This is a genomic window from uncultured Parasphingorhabdus sp., assembly GCF_963975555.1.
Taxonomy (GTDB): domain Bacteria; phylum Pseudomonadota; class Alphaproteobacteria; order Sphingomonadales; family Sphingomonadaceae; genus Parasphingorhabdus.
In genome coordinates this window covers 108671-126484 of the sequence record NZ_CAXBHH010000005.1, presented here as the reverse complement: position 1 = coordinate 126484, position 17814 = coordinate 108671, and the positions used below count along the sequence as shown (strand labels likewise).

The window sequence follows — 17814 nt, the reverse complement described above, 5'->3', positions numbered from 1 at the left end:
GTCGGAGAGGAAAAAATACGTGAAAACACTTAAGCGTGTGGGCATCGGGCTGCTCATCTTCATTGTGCTGGTGGCAACAGGCCTCTTGGTCTGGGAACCGATGAGTGTTGAAGCATCTACTCCGCCGCCGGAAGGCTCTTATGAAGCCCGCATTGTTCGCGACGAGTTCGGTGTGCCGCATATATTCGGCAAGACCGATGCCGACGTCGCTTATGGCGTAGCATATGCCCATTCCGAAGATGATTTCTCGACGCTGCAGGAAGTGACCGCGATGACGCGGGGCCGGATGGCGACACTCAACGGCGCAGACAGTGCGCCGATCGACTATATCGCAGCCCTGCTTGATGTGCGCGGAACGGTGAACCGCAAATATGACGATCTTCCGGCTGATGTCCGTGCAGTGCTAGCCGGATATGCGTCCGGGCTCAATGCTTATGCTGAAGAGCACCCTGAAGAGGTCAAGCTGGCCAAATTATTTCCCGTCAACGGACAGGATATTGCCGCAGGTTTCGTGCTGCGTTCGCCGTTTTTCTTCGGCCTCAACAATCCGATTGAAGCGCTGGTGCAGAATAAGCCACTGCCGCGCGAGGGCGGTCCGCGTCTGTCCAATGAACCGGTCAAAACATCAATCCATCCTTTAAGTCCGGACAAGATAATTGAAAGTAAGACCGTCACTCCCGTCGGCCCTGACCCCGATGAAAATGGTTCAAATGCCTTTGCGGTCGCGCCAGAACGCTCTTCCGAAGGCAAGACCCGTCTGATCTCCAATTCGCACCAGCCATTGCGCGGCAATGTCGCCTGGTACGAACTGGTTGTGCACAGCGACGAAGGCTGGGACTTCGCCGGTGCCAATTTCCCGGGGTCGCCGTTCCCGTTTCTCGGCCACAATAAATATCTCGGCTGGACCAACACCGTCAACCGGCCTGATCTGGTCGATATCTACAAGCTGACGCTGAACGACAAGAAAGATGCCTATCGTTTCGATGGTGAATGGAAGCCGCTCGAAAAGAAACGCGTCTGGCTGAAGATCAAATATGGCCCGTTCGTCATTCCCTATCCTCAGGTCGCCTATCGCTCGATCCACGGACCGGTGATCATGAACGATAGCGGTGCCTATGCGCTCCGCTATGCCGGGATCGACGAGCTCGATATGCTGACCCAATATTACCGGATCAACAAGGCAAAGAATTTTGACGAATGGCAGGCGGCGATGGCGGGGCAGGGCGTTCCGGCGACCAATTTCATCTATGCCGATGCCGAGGGCAATATCGGTATGTACTATAACGCGATGTTCCCCGACCGGCCCGAAGGCTATAACTGGCGCGGGGTGCTGCCCGGCGATAGTTCAAAGGCGCTGTGGCAAAAAACCTTGCCGTTCACGCGCGTCCCGGCACTGGTCAATCCGGCTTCTGGCTATGTCATGAATTCCAATAACACGCCTTATATTGCCGCGGGTCCGGGCGATGAGCTCAATCCGGATAATTTCTCGCCGCTGTTGGGGGTAGAGGATGACCAAACCAACCGATCGCGCCGTTCGATCGCCTTGCTGGAAAAGGCCAATGATGATGGCAAGATCACCGACGCCGAATTATGGGCCATCAAATATGACACCGGCTACGAGAAAGCGGGCTATGCGAAAGCGTGGCTCGACAAGATCGCGTCGCTCGACTTGAAGGATAGCGCGAAACTGCTCAAGGCGCAGCAATTGCTCGGCCAATGGGACTGGAATCTCGATGGTAAGGGGCCGGCGGATGCGCTCGCGCTGATGGTGCTGCGCCCGGCCAATAAGTCGCATTATAACCGCGGCAAGATGCCCGATCCTCGACAGATATTGGAGGAAACGGTCGACCACCTGACGAAATATTTCGACAAGATCGATCCGCCGATGATGGATGTGCTGCGGATGCGGCAGGGCGAAGTCGATCTGCCCGTTGATGGCGGTAACGACACGATCCGCGCCTCGACCCTGTGGGATGTCGAGGATGACGGGCGACTATCCGTGCGCCATGGTGACAGCTTCATCATGTTCATGGAATGGGCGAAGGACGGCAAGGTCCACTCGCGCTCGATCCAGCCCTTCGGTGCCGCAACTACGCGCCCGGAGTCACCGCATTATACCGACCAGATGCAGTTGTTTGTCGACAAGAAGCTGAAACCGGTGTGGTTTGATCCGAAGGATCTCGCGAAGCACAAGACGAGTGACAAGATGGTCGGGACGGCTGTCCGCTAGTGACGAGGGACCAATAGGCCACACAGCAGAAAGGCCGGACATGATGCCCGGCCTTTCTTAGATCATGTGATGATGAACTTAACGCTGTGGCTTGTAGCCTGCATTGCCCATCTCGTTGCGGCCGACGACCATATGGTGGACTTCATCCGGACCATCAGCGAGGCGCAATGTTCTTTGGTTGGCATACATGCGGGAAAGCGGTGTCCATTGTGACACACCGGCTGCACCGTGGATCTGGATCGCCTCATCAATGATCCGGCATGTGATTTCGGGAACATAGGCTTTGACCATGGAAACCCAGACACGGGCTTGTTTGTTGCCCATGACATCCATTGCCTTGGCGGCTTTCAGAACCATCAGACGCATCGCTTCGATATCGATGCGGGCGCGTGAAATAACTTCAAGGTTTTTACCCAGCAGTGCCAACGGCTGGCCGAAGGCTTCCCGGCTTCCGCCGCGATGAACCATCAGGTCCAAAGCGCGTTCTGCGACGCCGACGCTACGCATGCAGTGGTGGATGCGTCCTGGACCGAGGCGAAGTTGAGAGATTTCAAAGCCGCGTCCTTCGCCGAGCAGCATATTCTCTTCGGGCACCCGAACATTGTTGAATTTGATATGCATATGGCCATGCGGTGCGTCGTCTTCGCCAAAGACATGCATTGGCCCGATGATCTCAACGCCTGGTGTATCCATAGGCACCAAGATTTGTGATTGTTGCGAGTGCGATGGCCCGTCGGGATTGGTGCGGACCATAGTGATCATGATTTTACAGCGTGGATCACCAGCGCCGGAAATGTAGAATTTCTCTCCGTTGATCACCCATTCGCCTTTTTCAAGAACTGCCTCGGTGCGAATATTCCGCGCATCAGAAGACGGATGTCCCGGTTCGGTCATTGCGAAAGCAGAGCGGATTTTTCCTTCGAGCAAGGGGACGAGCCATTCCTGCTTTTGTGCGGTTGTGCCGACGCGTTCGAGCACCTCCATATTGCCGGTGTCGGGCGCGCTGCAGTTCATGCATTCGGATGCCAGCGAGTTTTGGCCCAGGATGCCGGCAATAAACGCATAGTCGAGGTTCTTAAGGCCTTCGCCCGATTCTGCGTCGGGCAGGAAGAAATTCCAGAGCCCTTGCGCGCGCGCCTTGTCTTTCACGCCTTCCAGCAGTTCCAGCTGTCCGGGCGCGTAGCTCCAACGCTCTTCGCGATTTTCGCCCATGGCGTAAAATTTCTCGGTTATCGGATCTACTTCTTCGGCAACAAAGCGTTTCACCTTGTCATATAATATCCGGCCGCTGTCTGACATTCTCAGGTCGTTCATTTCTGAATCATTGGGATCATGGGTCATTATCGTTCCTTTTCTAGTCTGTCTGGGCGGTCACATCCGAATTGCCGAAGGTGAGGGCGCGAGTCGTTATTTATTTCAGTATTAAACTATATCATAATCATTGCAGATGACAATATCACGATATGGGCAAGGATAATAGAGGATAATCGGTTTTTAGGTGTCCGTTGGGTGAGAGATTATAATTCACTATTGAACTTATAAATGGTTCGCAATTGTCCAGGGATGCGGTAATAAGAGGGTATGTCGGCAAGAAACCAGAGATTCTACTCGCGGCTCCAGCTAGCCGCCCACGCGCTCAAGAAAATTTCTGATCGCCAGTTGCTCGACGTCGCAGGGGTTACGACAGCGCAAATGTCCGCTCTGGCGTTAATAGCTTCCGAAGAAGCCTCCACCCAAACCTTGTTGGCAAAAAGACTTGGTCTGAATGATAGCGCGATCACCGCGATGATGCGTCGGCTGATTGATCTCGATCTGGTCGAACGGGTGCGGGATGACCAGGATGGCCGGGCATGGCTGTTAAAGCTGACCCAATCGGGTGCGGAGACCGTGGAAAGAGCAGGCGCAGCCGGTGATCAAGCCAGCATACAGGTTGACGCGTTGCTCGGCGAAAAGACAATTGCTACAGTCGTCGCCGCGATGGAATTGATCATCAACGAGTTGGATTGACGGCTCGGGTTGCTCAGCATTGATCAACGCGTCATCTACATCATCCTAGTGCTTCTGTTTCTGATGCGAATTGCATCGCAACCGATGCGAATATCAGCGACATCGTCTTCCTAGGGCACCAACACCGTATCCACCGCCTCCGGCAACAAATCCGGGTAATCGGTAATATAATGGAGCCCCCGGCTTTCCTTCCGCGCCAAAGCTGATTCCACGATCAGGTCAGCCACCTCGATCAGATTGCGCAGTTCGATCAGGTCCTGGGTCACACGGAAATTTCCGTAATATTCCTCGACCTCACCGCGCAGCAGATCAATGCGATGCTTTGCGCGTTCGAGGCGTTTGGTGGTGCGGACGATGCCGACATAATTCCACATGAAGCGACGGATTTCGGTCCAGGTCTGCTTGATCACAACTTCCTCGTCGCTGTCGGTGACCCGGCTTTCATCCCATGGCCGGATCGCGGGCGGGGCAGGCAAGTCATCCCAATGTTCCGCGATATCCCGCGCCGCCGCATCGCCGAAGACGAAACATTCAAGCAGGCTGTTCGATGCCAGCCGGTTGGCGCCGTGCAGGCCGCTTTCGCTGGCTTCGCCGGCGGCATAGAGGCCGGGCAGGTCGGTGCGACCCGCGAGATCGATCAATATTCCGCCGCAAGTATAATGTTGCGCTGGCACGACCGGGATCGGCCCCTTGGTCATGTCGATGCCCAGCCCGATCAGCTTGTCATAGATGTTGGGGAAATGGCCTTTGACAAATTCCGGATCGCGGTGGGAGATGTCGAGATCGACATAGTCGAGCCCAAGCCGCTTGATCTCATGGTCATTGGCGCGCGCAACAATATCGCGCGGGGCCAGTTCCATCCGCTCCGGATCAAAGCGTTGCATATAGCGTTCGCCAGCTTCGTCGCCAGCATCTGCTGGCAGCTTCAGATGCCCGCCTTCACCGCGCACCGCTTCGGTGATCAGGAAATTCTTGACCTCGAGATTATAGAGGCAGGTCGGGTGGAACTGCATCATCTCCATATTGGAAACCCGCGCGCCGGCGCGCCAGGCCATGGCGATGCCATCGCCGGTTGCGCCACGTGGTGCGGTGGAGAATAGATAGGTCCGTCCCGCGCCGCCACTGGCCATGATCGTCGCGCGCGAGGTCAGTGTCTCGACATGGCCGGTTTCATTGTTGAGCGCGTAAACGCCCCAGACATTCTTGGCACCGGTCGGGTTTTCCGCATGGCGGTCGACGATCAGGTCAATTGCCACCATATGTGGTCTTAGCGTGATATTTGGATGGGCAGCAGCGGTATTCTGCAAGGCTTCCTGCACCGCCCAGCCGGTCGCATCATCGACATGGACAATCCGCCGGTGACTGTGCCCGCCTTCGCGGGTGAGGTGGAGGACTTCCGCCTCCTTGTTGAACGGTACGCCCATATCCTCCAGCCGTTCGATCGCGGCTGGTGCATTTTCGACAACAAATTCGACAGTTTCGCGGCGGTTAAGCCCGGCACCGGCGACCATCGTGTCGTTGATATGATTGTCGAATGTGTCGCCCGCATCGAGCACTGCGGCAATGCCGCCCTGTGCCCATGCCGTAGAGCCGCCGGTCAGTTCACCCTTGGCCAGCACCAGCACCTTGTGGGTGCGGGCCAGCGTGATGGCTGCGCTCAGTCCGGCTGCGCCGGAACCGACAATGATAACGTCGTGGTTCATGCTGCTTTGTCGCGGGTGAGGTTGAGAAATACATCCTCGAGATCAGCTTCCCTTGTCGTGACATCGACTATTGCAAAACCACGTTCCTGTATCGCTGCCATCACGCCGCCGGCGTTGGTCCGGTCCTTGTTATAGGTGACCGCTACCGTACGCGGCCCGATGATCTCGGCTTTCTCGAACAGGTCATTGGCGAAGGAGACGGCATCCTGTGCTTCGCTAATGTCGCGGTCCAGCGTGAGTTCGACCAGTTTCTCGCGGGCCATGTCGACCAGTTCCGGCGTCGGCTTGTTGGCGATCAGCTTGCCGTGATTGATAATCGCGATGCGGTCGCACAGATTTTCCGCTTCTTCGAGATAATGGGTCGTCAGCACGATCGTCACGCCGGCCTTGTTGAGGTCGACGACATATTCCCAAAGCTGTTGCCGCAAATCGATATCGACGCCCGCGGTGGGCTCGTCAAGCACCAGGATCGGTGGAGAGTGAACCATTGCCTTGGCCACCAGCAGTCGACGTTTCATGCCGCCCGACAATGTGCGGGCATAGGCATCGGCCTTGTCTTCGAGATGGACCGCGCGCAGCAATTCCATTGTCCGGCGTTTTGCTTTCGGGACGCCATAGAGTCCGGCCTGCACTTCCAGCGCCTCCGAAGGGGTAAAGAAGGGATCAAAAATGATCTCCTGTGGCACGATTCCGATCGAGGCTTTTGCGTTGCGGGGGCTGTCATCTATATCAAATCCCCAGATGCTCGCGCTGCCCGAGGTTTTACGGACCATGCCGGAGAGGATGTTGATCAGCGTCGACTTGCCCGCACCATTGGGGCCGAGAAGTCCGAAGATCGAGCCGCGGGGCACATCAAAATTGATGTTGTCGAGAGCCTGTTTGCCACCGGCATAAGTTTTGGAGAGATTCTGGATCGAGATTGCTGCGTCGGTCATTTTTGTCGCATAGCCCGTTTGCCTGTGCCGCGCAAACCTCCGTTGTCAACAAATGATAAAACATGTAAATTCAGCATGTTAATATAATTTTAACGCAAAATCTTCGCAGTTGTTGAAGCAATTTGACCGCATATATTCCGAAATATTGGCCAGAACGGGGAATTCGAACATGCGTTTAGTTTTACGCAAGCTGTCAGGACTTGCACTGGCGATAGTGGGGGGTGCCGCTGCAGGTCCGTTGTGCGCGCAGACCGCAGTAGGAGAGTCGGTTGCCGACATTTCCCGGCCAAGCACGGTGCAAAGATTACAAGACCTCCAATTCGGCGACATTATTGCAGGCAGCACGGTTTCGACTGTTGTGGTCAATCCTTTCTCCGATGCCCGTTCAATACAGACGGGCAATGCTACCGCATTTGGCGGTACCGTATCGGCAGCCCGATTCCAGGTATCGGCCCGTCCGCTACTTTATTATCAAATCAGTCTGCCGAGTTCGACGACCTTGACCCGCAATGGCGGTTCGCAAACGATGCTCGTGGACAATTTTACGCTGAACGGTGCGTCTATTCGCCTTTTGCCGCTTTTTACATCAATTGGTAATTTCAAGGTGGGCGGCCGATTGACCGTGGGAGCGGCCCAGGAACCGGGCCAATATGACGGCAGCTTTACGGTGACAGTCAATTATCTCTGAGTCTATGCCGGATATGGTCCTCGTTCGGACCCGGCGAAGGTTAACGCTGATTTAACCATATTGTTCAATCCTATGTGCTCACTTCTTCTATAGCGGGATTTCGGTGGGACATAGAGATTATCAAAAGCGGACCGGATGGCGGTCAATAAAAGGCACGGCCATTCTTCCGGCCCTCGCTGCTGTCCTTGTTTCTTCTGCCGCTGCAGACGCGGCATCCGGCAACGGAGAGGCCCGGACCGAGATTAACCAGGGCGTCAACATTACCAAAAATGCAGACCTGCATTTTGGAGATTTTGCCGCTGGAACGAGCCAGAGCCGGTTTACCATCGATCCGGACAATGATGCTCTGATCCAGTTGAATGGCAATGCGGTCTCGCTGGGCGGAACCCATTCGGCGGCATGGTTCTCGGCCTATGGCACTCCGCTGGAACGGGTGCGGATGACGGTCAGTCAGAACCAGATCGAGCTGACCCGTGTAGGTGGCGGTCAAACGATGCGCGTGGACCAATTCCGCTTTGACGGCGGCAACGGCACGCGGAACCGGAACCTGAATGTCAGTGGGTCCGTCGACTATAAGCTTGGCGGAAGGCTCACCATAAACGCCAATCAGGCTGCCGGTGCCTATGTGGGCACGTTTAACATTACCATTGATTATCAATAGTCTGAGCCTTGACCACCAATATGGTTACGGTGAAATTAACTATAGCTGTGAATGGAAATTTGCGGCTTTCGATATAGGGCATTTTTTGTGAAGACCAGAGACCACATCATACCACGCCTGATCGGCGGCTTGTTGCTCGCACCTGTCGCACTGGCAAGCGGAACCGCTGTCTTTGCGCAAACGGATAGTGCCGAGACCGATGCGGTGGTGGTCAGTCCGCTTTCTCTTGTTCCGGTTCATGATCTGAATTTCGGGAATCTGATCCCAGGTGTGACCGGCGGGACCGCAAGAGTTAGCACCGCGGGCATCCGCACCGTTACCGGATCGGTGATCGCTGCTGGTGGCACGATAAGCAACGCAGAGTTCCAGGGCTATGGGACGCGTAACCGGTTCGTATATATCAGCTCGGGTTCTGGCAGCTATCTCCTCAATCGTATCGGGGGAGGCGCCAACATGACGATGCGGTCGCTTACGTTGCAAGCCGACAATCTGTCGCCGACATTCCTTCCCGGTCTGTTCCGTATCGCCAGTACTGATGTGATTACGCTTCGTATCGGTGCCACGCTCGACGTGGGGCCTAGCCAGCAAAGCGGTGTCTATGAAGCGACCTTTCCGATCACCATGAACTATTACTGATATTTGCAGGATTGCGCGACGGGCGATCCATTGCTAATCGCGCTACCATGATAGACGCTCCTGAAATTGTCAGAACAGCCAAGAAACGCAACGCGTGCGATGGTGCGACGGATATTCCCGGCGGCGCAGCCCTTGGCCACCCGCGGGTATGGCTCGAGATTGACGAAAAAGGCTATGTCGATTGCGGCTATTGTGACCGGCGATTCGTTTTGATTGGCGGTCCCGCAGATGTCACTCCGAGGCAGTCCGAAGAATAATCCGACATAAGGGGTGCAAGGCCTCCGAATCATTTCTATATGTACGGAATGATAAAAAACCTTGATCCCCGCTCGTTCCTATATCGCCCTGATGGTCTCGACCCGGAGCGCGCCAAAGCGCTCGTCGCGGGCAGTCTGTCTGCTTGTGACGATGGCGAACTCTATCTGCAATATAGCGCGGTGGAGAGCTTTGGCTTTGACGATGGCCGTCTGAAGACCGCTGACTATAGCACGGATAGCGGCTTCGGCCTGCGCGGCGTCTCGGGCGAGATGACCGGATTTTCCCACAGCAACGAAATTAGCGAGGCGGCGATCAAACGTGCTGCGCAGACGCTGCAACTGCTTGATCCGGCCAAGGGCGAAAAAGCCCCGCCACCGCGCGGCAACAACCGGCATCTTTATGGTGAAGCCAATCCCTTGGAAGCCATTCCCTTTGCGAAAAAGGTTGCGCTCTGCCAGCAGATTGATGCGGCGGCGCGAGCACGCGATCCCCGCGTTTCGCAGGTTTCGGTCGGACTCTCCGGTAGCTGGAGTGTCATCGAAATCGTCCGTCCCGACGGCTTTGTCGCGACCGATGTGCGGCCTCTGGTTCGGCTCAATGTCTCGATTGTCGCTGAGCAAAATGGTCGCCGCGAGTCCGGCAGTTTCGGTATGGGCGGACGTTATCTCTATGACGATCTGTTTGAAGAGGCGCGCTGGAACCGTGCGGTCGACGAGGCCTTGGCACAGGCGCTGGTCAATCTTGAAAGCGTCGACGCGCCAGCCGGTGAACAGACTGTGCTGCTCGGCCCCGGATGGCCCGGTATCATTCTTCATGAAGCCATCGGCCATGGCCTCGAAGGCGATTTCAACCGCAAGGGCACCAGCGCTTTCTCCGGCAAAATCGGTCAGCGCGTTGCGGCTCCCGGCGTCACCGTGGTCGACGATGGTTCTATCCGGGAACGGCGCGGCTCGCTGAGCATCGATGATGAAGGCACGCCGACGCAGGAAAATGTCCTGATCGAGGATGGCATATTGAAATGCTATATGCAGGACCGGCTGAATGCTCGTTTGATGGGTGTCCCGGCGACCGGCAACGGGCGTCGTGAAAGCTATGCCCATGCGCCGATGCCGCGAATGACCAATACTTTCATGCGCGGCGGCAAGGATGATCCCGACGAGCTGATGAGCCGCGTCAAAAACGGCATTTACGCCAAAAGCTTTGGCGGCGGCCAGGTTGATATTGTCTCGGGCAAATTCGTCTTCTCCTGCACCGAAGCGTACAAGATCGAGAACGGCAAGCTCGGCGCGCCGATCAAGGGTGCGACACTGATCGGCGACGGTCCGACCGTGTTGACCAAGGTAAGCGGCATCGGTAACGACATGGCGCTCGATGAAGGCATCGGCATGTGCGGCAAGGGCGGGCAGTCGGTGCCTGCCGGTGTTGGCCAGCCAACTTTGCTGGTCGATGCGTTGACGGTTGGAGGGACTGCATGAGGGTGAAGCTAACATGACAAGCATCAAGGCTGTCCCAGTGACATGGCCTGCGGAAATATTGTCATTCTGGTTTGGTGAGCTCGATCCGAAAGACTGGTGGAACGGAACTGCGGCATTGGACATGATTTGCGAAGTCCGGTTTTTCGAACTGTGGGAAGAACAGAAATCCAAAGCCGCAGCAAGTTTCCTGACAGATCCCGACACCATGCTTGCCTCCCTCATCCTATTTGATCAAATGCCGCGCAATATGTTCCGCGGTCACCCCGACGCCTATTCGACCGACCTTCTCGCACAAAAGATTGCGGAAATGGCAGTTGAGCGGAAGATGGACCAGAAACTGACCGCGAAGCGGCGGGTTTTCGTTTATATGCCCTTCATGCACGGAGAAGACATCCGCTTGCAGAACAGATCCGTTGCCCAGTTCAGGAAACTCGGCAACAACGAGAAAAATGCCAAAGAACGTCGTGCCATGATCAAGAAATTCGGTCGCTTCCCCCACCGTAACAAAATTCTCGGGCGGCAGTCCCTGCCCGGAGAACAGGACGCGATGGATGACGGAGCGAATTGGTAGACCGCAGTTGACGGTGGCTGTGAAGCAGACCTGGCGGGCATTGAAAACCTGGCCGGATGCCGGTCGATGGAAATCCGCCTCGGGCATAGCGCTCCCGGCGGCGGCGATTATCGCCCTTGCAGGATTTCTGGGCGGCTGGCTCGTCTTTGATCCCGTCGACGATGTTCCTGCGGCACTGGTCGCAGCCATTGTTCTTCTTTTCGTTCCTGCGATGGCCGAGGAATTAATATTCCGCGGTGTCCTGCTATCCTGGCTCGCGCGTTTTTCGCAACGCTGGGGGAGCTGGCTTTCGGCCATATTGTTCGTGCTCTGGCATCCGTTGCAGGCACTCACCTTCGGCCCCCCATGGTCAGCCATCTTCCTGCAACCGTCGTTTCTGTTTGCTACGTTCATACTGGGCATTATATTGACCCATATCCGGATTGTTACGCAGTCGTTGTGGCCCGTGATCGCGATCCACTGGATATTGGTACTGGCTTGGAAAATATTTTTCGGCGGTCCATTTTACTGAACGGGAATTTGTCGTGGCCGATTTTTTTGATGCGCTGAATGACAAACATAAAGCCTTCATCGCCAAGCAGCCGATGTTCTTTGTAGCGACAGCTGCGGCGGACGGCCGGATCAATCTATCGCCCAAGGGCTATGATGCGTTTCGTGTGCTCGCGCCCGACCGGGTTGCCTATCTGGATCTGGGCGGTTCCGGTAACGAAACGCATGCCCATCTTGTCGCCGATGGCCGGATCACCATCATGTTCAACAATTTTGCCAATCCGGCGCTGATCTTGCGGCTTTATGGAACCGGACAGCCGGTTCTGCCGCAGGATAGCGGTTGGGAGGAACTGGCCTCGCATTTCGACATTCTTCCAGGCACCCGCCAGATTTTCGACATCAAGGTCGACAGCATACAGACCAGCTGCGGCTGGGGCGTGCCGCAGATGGACATGAAAGCCGAGCGCGAAACCCTGGTCAAATATCATCGCCAGGCCGATCCCGATCTCTGGATGGAAAAAACCGCCGGCCGGGTGACAAGTATCGATGGTTTTCCCACGCGTGCGTCAGACCGCTATTTTGGCGGGCAATAGATCATGAGTCTGGTTGAACTGTCCCGGCACATGCACGGCGTTGAAGCCGAGATCATTCGCGGGCGGCTGGAAGCTGCCGGGATCGGTGCGGTCTGTTTCGACAGCGGAGTAAATATTGTCGAAGGCGCCGGTATCGCGCTGCCCGCCCGGGTGATGGTGCTGGCAGAGGATCTGGCCGAAGCCAAGGCGATATTGGCCGAGGATGTATCTTTATGAGCGGCGCCGGAAAGATTTCGCTCGCGCTGGGCGGCGGAGCCGGTCTTGGCTGGACCCATATCGGCGTGTTACGGGCGATTGACAAATCACCGCTGGAAATTGCCGCCATCGCCGGCACATCGATGGGTGCGATTGTCGGTGCCAGCTATGCCGTCGGCAAGCTTGACTATATTGAAGACATGGCGCGCAACGTCAATTTCCGCAACATGTTGCGGTTCATGGACCCGCATTTCAAGCGCGGCGCTGTCATGGGCGCGCGCAATATCCAGAAAGAACTGGAGACCGAGTTCGGCGATCTCGATTTCGAGGATCTTCCCTTTCCGGTGGCGGCAGTTGCTGCCGACTTGCGCACCGGCGATACGATTGTGATGAAATCCGGCAAGCTGGTGCCTGCAATCCGTGCCTCCATGTCGCTGCCCGGGATATTCAAGCCCGTGGAACATGAAGGACGCTTGCTGGTCGACGGGGGAGCTGCCTTGCCGGTTCCGGTGTCGCCCGTGCGCGAACTGGCGCCCATGGCCTTATGTCTGTCAGTCAACCTGCAGGATGATTTCATCAACCGGTCCATCGCAGCCGGAATTGCGGTGAATAACGGCAAGGAACCCAATAGTCTCGCTATCGTCAAGGCCTCAGTCGGTCTGTCACTGCGCAATCTCGGACGCTATTCCCTGGCTCTCGATCCGCCCGATTTTGCGATGTCGCCGCCGGTTGGCCATATCGACATCCAGAATTTCACCCGCGCCGAGGAACTGATAGATATCGGCCGGCGCGAGACCGAAAAAGTTATCCCGCAAATATTGGCCAAACTAGCCGAGAGTCGTGCCTAATTATTGTGCAATTGTGCTGCACTGCACAAAATTTACTCTTCCTAAAGGTAGCGGTTTTTAGAGAAATCCTTTGAATCCCTAGGCTTACGATTCTGGCACAAGCCTTGCGATGAGTCCCCATGCAACAGCCAAAGGGGGCGTAATGAAATTTATCATAGCCATAATCAAACCGTTCAAGCTTGACGATGTTCGTGAGGCACTCACCGGTGTCGGCGTGTCCGGCATGACCGTAACCGAAGTCAAAGGCTTCGGGCGACAAAAGGGCCAGACGGAAGTCTATCGTGGTGCGGAATATACCACCAACATGGTCCCGAAACTGAAAATCGAAGTGGCGTGCAGCAGCGCTGTCGCGGTGCAGGCGGTCGAAGCCATTCAGGCAGCGGCGGGCACGGAGTCGATTGGCGACGGCAAGATCTTCACGATCGGTCTCGAAGGCGCCGTCCGCATTCGCACCGGTGAAACCGGCGACACAGCAATTTAATCGGGGAAACAGATACTCATGAGAAAATTTTTCACAAAACTGACCGGGATGGCTGCGCTAGCTAGCGTTTCGGTCCCGGCATTTGCCCAGGAGGCTGCCGAGGCGGTAGCCCCGGTGGCAAATCCGGGAAATAACGCCTGGATGATGACCGCGACGATATTGGTCTTGCTGATGATCTTGCCGGGCCTCGCTTTATTTTACGGCGGTCTGACACGCACGAAGAATATGTTGTCGACGATGACGCAAATCGGTGGGGCAGCCTGTCTCGCCATGCTGATCTGGGTTATGTACGGCTATGGTCTGGCGTTCGGACCGGAGGGCAATGCCTTCATCAGCTGGGGCAAGTTTTTCCTCTCCGGCGTGGATAGCAGCAGCACGGCAGCAACATTCTCCGACGAAGTGATCTCGGAATATGTGTTCATCTCCTTCCAGATGACCTTCGCGGCCATCACCCTAGCGCTCGTGCTCGGGTCGGTTGTCGAGCGGATGAAATTCTCTGCGGTCATGGTGTTCGGCGCGGTCTGGTTGACGATCGTCTATTTCCCGATCGCCCATATGGTCTGGGCCGGCGGCGGATTGCTCTTTGAAATGGGCGCTCTCGACTTTGCCGGTGGTACTGTGGTGCACATCAATGCCGGTGTATCGGCTCTGGTCGCTGCTCTCATCCTCGGTAACCGCAAGGGCTATCCAAAAGAACCAATGGCTCCCCACAGTCTGACGCTGACCATGATCGGTACCGGACTGCTCTGGGTTGGTTGGTTCGGCTTTAACGCTGGTTCCGAACTGGAAGCAGACGGCACGGCTGGCCTTGCGATGATCAACACCTTTGTTGCCACCGCTTCGGGCGCCCTGTTCTGGATGCTGGCTGAAAAGCTGAGCGGTCACAAGGGATCGGCACTTGGCTTCTGTTCAGGCGTAATTGCCGGACTGGTTGCGGTAACACCTGCAGCGGGTAACAGCGGACCTTTCGGTGCCATTGTCCTCGGTGCGGTTGCATCGCTGGTCTGCTACTATGCGGTTTCCTTCCTCAAACCGAAACTTGGCTATGATGACTCGCTGGACGCCTTCGGCATCCACGGCATCGGCGGCATGGTCGGTGCGATCGGTACCGGCATCGTCTATCAGCCAATGTTTGGCGGACCCGGCGACGGTTCTACTGCCATGGGCGCACAGGTTGTCACCCAGATTATCGGTGTGCTGGTCACAATCGGTTGGGCTGGCATCGGTACGGCTATCGCGATGTTTGTCGCCAAGCTGGTCACCGGCCTGCGGGTCTCCGAAGAAGTCGAGCAAGAAGGCCTCGATCTCGGTGAACATGGTGAGCGCGCCTATAACTACTAATTTCCGAGTTTGGCGCCGGCCTTCTCCTCCCAAATTGAGGTCGGCGCCTCACATTGTTCCTCCTGCGAACAAACAACTTTATGGCCGGTGATGTAAAAACATCCCGGCCATTTTTTTATCTGGGTAGGCAAAAATGGGAGCCTTAGCCCTATCGGCGCCGGCAGGCGCAAGACGCCCGGATCAGCGTCAGGTTTCCGAACCGGCTAGCCCAGATCAGCTTTGATAAAATCCGCCGCCCGCTCACCGATCACCATGCTTGTGGCATTGGTATTGCCGCTGATGATTTCCGGCATGATCGAGGCATCGGCAATATAAAGACCTTCCAGTCCTTTGAACTTCAGACGCGGATCGACGACCGCTGCGTCATCTGGACCCATGCGGCAGGTGCCGACGGGGTGATAGACGGTATCGGCACGGTCCCGGATCAAAGCGTCCAGTTCGGCGTCATTGTCCATGTTGATCGGATGCCGGTCGGTCGGTGAATATTCGGTTAGCGGCGGGCTTTCCAATATCCGTTTCATATGCCGCACACCCTTGCGCAAGGTCGCGATGTCCCGGTCATCATCCAGAAAGTTCGGGTCAATGGCAGGCGGTGCCTCCGGATCGCGGTCGTTGAGCCGGACCGTGCCTTTGCTATGCGGCCGCAGCACGCAGGCGTGACAGCTGAAGCCATGGCCCTTGACCTTCTCGCGGCCATGATCTTCGAGCACGGCGGGCACGAAATGATACTGGATATCAGGGGCAGGGACATCCGGGCTGCTGCTCCAGAAACCGCCCGCTTCAGCATAAGGCGTGGTCATGATCCCCGTGCGTTTGATCCTGTGTTGCAGGATTGCCTTGGCCATGCGGACGGTGCCTTCAAGAGAATCACCGATCAGTTCCTTGGACCCGGTCTGATAGCCCGAGACAAAGTCTATATGATCCTTGAGGTTTGCGCCGACTTCGGGCTTGTCTAGCACGACATCGACACCATTTTCCTTGAGATGGGCTGCTGGACCGATGCCGGAGAGCTGCAGGATATGGGGTGACCCGAAGGCACCGGCGGACAGGACGACAGCCTGTTTGGCGACAATCGTTTCCTGACCGGAACCGCGTTTGATCTGGACTCCGGTAACGCGTCCCTCTTTGACAATCAGTTTTTCGACCAGTGATTTGGTCTTGATCGTCAGATTGGAGCGAGAGCGGGCCGGTTCGACATAGGCACGCGCCGCGGACCAGCGTTCGCCGGCTTTCTGGGTTACCTGGTACATGCCCATGCCCTCCTGCCTCTCGCCGTTGAAGTCATCGAGGATCGGCAACTGCAGATTGCGCGCCGCTTCGACAAAGGCGAGGCTGCCCGGGTTGGGCCATTTCTGGTCGGACACGGAGAGGGGGCCGTCGCCGCCGTGATAATCGCTAGCACCGCGTTCGTTGCCTTCGGATTTCTTGAAATAGGGCAGAATATCATCATAGGACCAGCCGTCGCAGCCGAGGGCCGCCCAATTGTCATAATCCCATTTGTTTCCGCGGATATAGATCATCGCGTTGATCGCGCTGGAGCCACCCAGCCCGCGACCGCGCGGCTGATAGCCGGTGCGACCGTTGAGGCCTTTTTGCGGAATCGTATCGAACTTCCAGTTGGCATTTTTCAGCAGAAACGGCATCATTCCCGGTGTTTTGACCAGGAAATTATTGTTTCGTCCGCCAGCTTCGATCAGGCACACCGAACGTTTTCCGTCTTCGCTCAGCCGTCCGGCGACTGCACTGCCGGCGGAACCGCCGCCGATGACGATGATGTCAAATTCTGCCATGTATTTCTCTCCTGCTCTGCCCAGCGTGCCTTTATGGTCTCACTGCTTTCCCGGGAGCCATCATGGCTCCACCCGGGCGGTTTAATTAAATAGTTGATCTTGTAGCGCCAAGGGGCGCTCCACAAATCCTTCGCAATGCCGATCCATTCATGGAAGGCCGTCCAGAATAAGTTGAAACTCTCGAGATTCTTGATGATGCCATATTGAATTTTTTCCGCATCTGTCTCCGGTTCGTAGGTGCCGAACATCTTGTCCCAGATGATGAACACGCCGGCATAGTTGCGGTCGAGATAGCGCGGGTTGGTCGCATGATGGACGCGATGATGCGAAGGCGTATTCATCACGGCTTCGAACCATTTCGGCATCCGGTCAATCGCTTCGGTGTGGATCCAATATTGATAGACCAGATTCAACCCTGATAGGAAGAAAATCAGAGCCGGTGGAAAGCCGAGGAAAAACAGCGGCAGCGAGAATATGAAGCTGAGAGCGAAAAAACCGGTCCATGTCTGACGCAGTGCCGTGGAGAGGTTATAATGCTGGCTGCTGTGATGAATGACATGGGCTGCCCAGAACCACCGGACCCGATGGGCAGTGCGGTGAAACCAGTAATAGCTAAAGTCATCCAGAACAAAGGCCAACGGCGCAAGCCACAGCAGGTTTGCGACGCTTATATCGATATCAACGATTCTATGTTCGTAAACCCAGAGACTTAAGGCCAAGACCAGCCCACTGGTCAGTATGCCGATAAATTGGCTGCCCAACCCCAGCGTCAGCGACGTGAAGGCATCTTTCGCCTCGTAGCGCACCCTGGTTGTTTTCCGGCTCCACCACCATTCCAATGCAACGGTGATGACAAAGAAAGGAATTGCCCAGGTCGTCAGGGATGGCAGGTTTTCCATGACCGTGGCTACTT

19 protein-coding genes are annotated in these 17814 nt (G+C 56.1%); 14 read left to right on the top strand and 5 right to left on the bottom strand.

Going from position 1 to position 17814, the window contains the following annotated elements:
* Positions 1–19: 19 nt before the first annotated feature.
* Entirely contained in the window at positions 20–2230 is a 2211-nt protein-coding gene (locus AAC060_RS12115; RefSeq protein ID WP_339826557.1) for an acylase, read from the top strand.
* Between the two features lie 78 nt (positions 2231–2308).
* Here AAC060_RS12115 and AAC060_RS12110 read toward each other — a convergent pair whose 3' ends face one another.
* Positions 2309–3571 (bottom strand): acyl-CoA dehydrogenase family protein, encoded by a 1263-nt coding sequence (locus tag AAC060_RS12110; RefSeq protein ID WP_339826555.1) that lies wholly within the window; start codon positions 3569–3571, stop codon positions 2309–2311.
* 240 nt (positions 3572–3811) lie between these two features.
* Between AAC060_RS12110 and AAC060_RS12105 the strand changes: the two genes are divergently transcribed.
* Positions 3812–4237, top strand: coding sequence for a MarR family transcriptional regulator (locus AAC060_RS12105; protein ID WP_339826553.1), 426 nt, complete (start codon positions 3812–3814; stop codon positions 4235–4237).
* Between the two features lie 110 nt (positions 4238–4347).
* Here AAC060_RS12105 and nadB read toward each other — a convergent pair whose 3' ends face one another.
* Together nadB and AAC060_RS12095 are read right to left on the bottom strand one after the other, a co-directional pair.
* The gene (gene nadB / locus AAC060_RS12100; RefSeq protein WP_339826551.1) at positions 4348–5940 is read right to left on the bottom strand and encodes an L-aspartate oxidase; all 1593 of its coding nucleotides are present in this window, start codon (positions 5938–5940) and stop codon (positions 4348–4350) included.
* A complete protein-coding gene (locus AAC060_RS12095) occupies positions 5937–6875 on the bottom strand; it encodes an ABC transporter ATP-binding protein (RefSeq protein WP_339826549.1) in 939 nt (312 codons plus the stop codon). The genes nadB and AAC060_RS12095 overlap by 4 nt, the downstream gene beginning before the upstream one ends.
* Before the next feature lie 169 nt (positions 6876–7044).
* Here AAC060_RS12095 and AAC060_RS12090 point away from each other — a divergent pair, with 169 nt between their 5' ends.
* The 12 genes from AAC060_RS12090 to AAC060_RS12035 all read left to right on the top strand — a co-directional run bounded on the left by AAC060_RS12090 (position 7045) and on the right by AAC060_RS12035 (position 15111).
* Complete coding sequence (locus AAC060_RS12090; protein ID WP_339826547.1) at positions 7045–7563, top strand: DUF4402 domain-containing protein; 519 nt, start codon at positions 7045–7047, stop codon at positions 7561–7563.
* A gap of 103 nt (positions 7564–7666) precedes the next feature.
* The gene (locus AAC060_RS12085; protein WP_339826545.1) at positions 7667–8224 is read left to right on the top strand and encodes a DUF4402 domain-containing protein; all 558 of its coding nucleotides are present in this window, start codon (positions 7667–7669) and stop codon (positions 8222–8224) included.
* Between the two features lie 87 nt (positions 8225–8311).
* A complete protein-coding gene (locus AAC060_RS12080) occupies positions 8312–8860 on the top strand; it encodes a DUF4402 domain-containing protein (protein ID WP_339826543.1) in 549 nt (182 codons plus the stop codon).
* A gap of 47 nt (positions 8861–8907) precedes the next feature.
* Entirely contained in the window at positions 8908–9117 is a 210-nt protein-coding gene (locus AAC060_RS12075) for a zinc-finger domain-containing protein (protein ID WP_339826541.1), read from the top strand.
* Positions 9118–9165: 48 nt separating this feature from the next.
* Complete coding sequence (tldD, locus tag AAC060_RS12070; protein ID WP_339826539.1) at positions 9166–10593, top strand: metalloprotease TldD; 1428 nt, start codon at positions 9166–9168, stop codon at positions 10591–10593.
* 13 nt (positions 10594–10606) lie between these two features.
* Positions 10607–11164: a DUF924 family protein gene (locus AAC060_RS12065; RefSeq protein ID WP_339826537.1), complete on the top strand. Its 558-nt coding sequence runs from the start codon at positions 10607–10609 to the stop codon at positions 11162–11164.
* Complete coding sequence (locus AAC060_RS12060; RefSeq protein WP_339826535.1) at positions 11145–11675, top strand: CPBP family glutamic-type intramembrane protease; 531 nt, start codon at positions 11145–11147, stop codon at positions 11673–11675. The genes AAC060_RS12065 and AAC060_RS12060 overlap by 20 nt, the downstream gene beginning before the upstream one ends.
* Before the next feature lie 13 nt (positions 11676–11688).
* Positions 11689–12246: a pyridoxamine 5'-phosphate oxidase family protein gene (locus AAC060_RS12055; protein WP_339826533.1), complete on the top strand. Its 558-nt coding sequence runs from the start codon at positions 11689–11691 to the stop codon at positions 12244–12246.
* A 3-nt stretch (positions 12247–12249) separates the two neighbouring features.
* A complete protein-coding gene (locus AAC060_RS12050; RefSeq protein ID WP_335652069.1) occupies positions 12250–12462 on the top strand; it encodes a DUF2007 domain-containing protein in 213 nt (70 codons plus the stop codon).
* On the top strand, positions 12459–13289 hold the full coding sequence (locus AAC060_RS12045; protein ID WP_339826532.1) for a patatin-like phospholipase family protein: 831 nt from the start codon (positions 12459–12461) through the stop codon (positions 13287–13289). The genes AAC060_RS12050 and AAC060_RS12045 overlap by 4 nt, the downstream gene beginning before the upstream one ends.
* Before the next feature lie 142 nt (positions 13290–13431).
* Positions 13432–13770 carry a P-II family nitrogen regulator gene (locus AAC060_RS12040; protein ID WP_339826530.1) on the top strand — a complete coding sequence of 113 codons (339 nt, stop codon included), beginning with the start codon at positions 13432–13434 and terminating at the stop codon, positions 13768–13770.
* A gap of 18 nt (positions 13771–13788) precedes the next feature.
* Positions 13789–15111: an ammonium transporter gene (locus tag AAC060_RS12035; protein ID WP_339826528.1), complete on the top strand. Its 1323-nt coding sequence runs from the start codon at positions 13789–13791 to the stop codon at positions 15109–15111.
* 203 nt (positions 15112–15314) lie between these two features.
* Here the strand turns inward: AAC060_RS12035 and AAC060_RS12030 are convergent, their stop codons facing one another.
* A complete protein-coding gene (locus AAC060_RS12030) occupies positions 15315–16901 on the bottom strand; it encodes a GMC family oxidoreductase N-terminal domain-containing protein (protein WP_339826526.1) in 1587 nt (528 codons plus the stop codon).
* The gene (locus tag AAC060_RS12025; protein WP_339826524.1) at positions 16835–17800 is read right to left on the bottom strand and encodes a sterol desaturase family protein; all 966 of its coding nucleotides are present in this window, start codon (positions 17798–17800) and stop codon (positions 16835–16837) included. Before AAC060_RS12025 ends, AAC060_RS12030 begins: the two co-directional genes overlap by 67 nt.
* Positions 17801–17814: the final 14 nt, after the last annotated feature.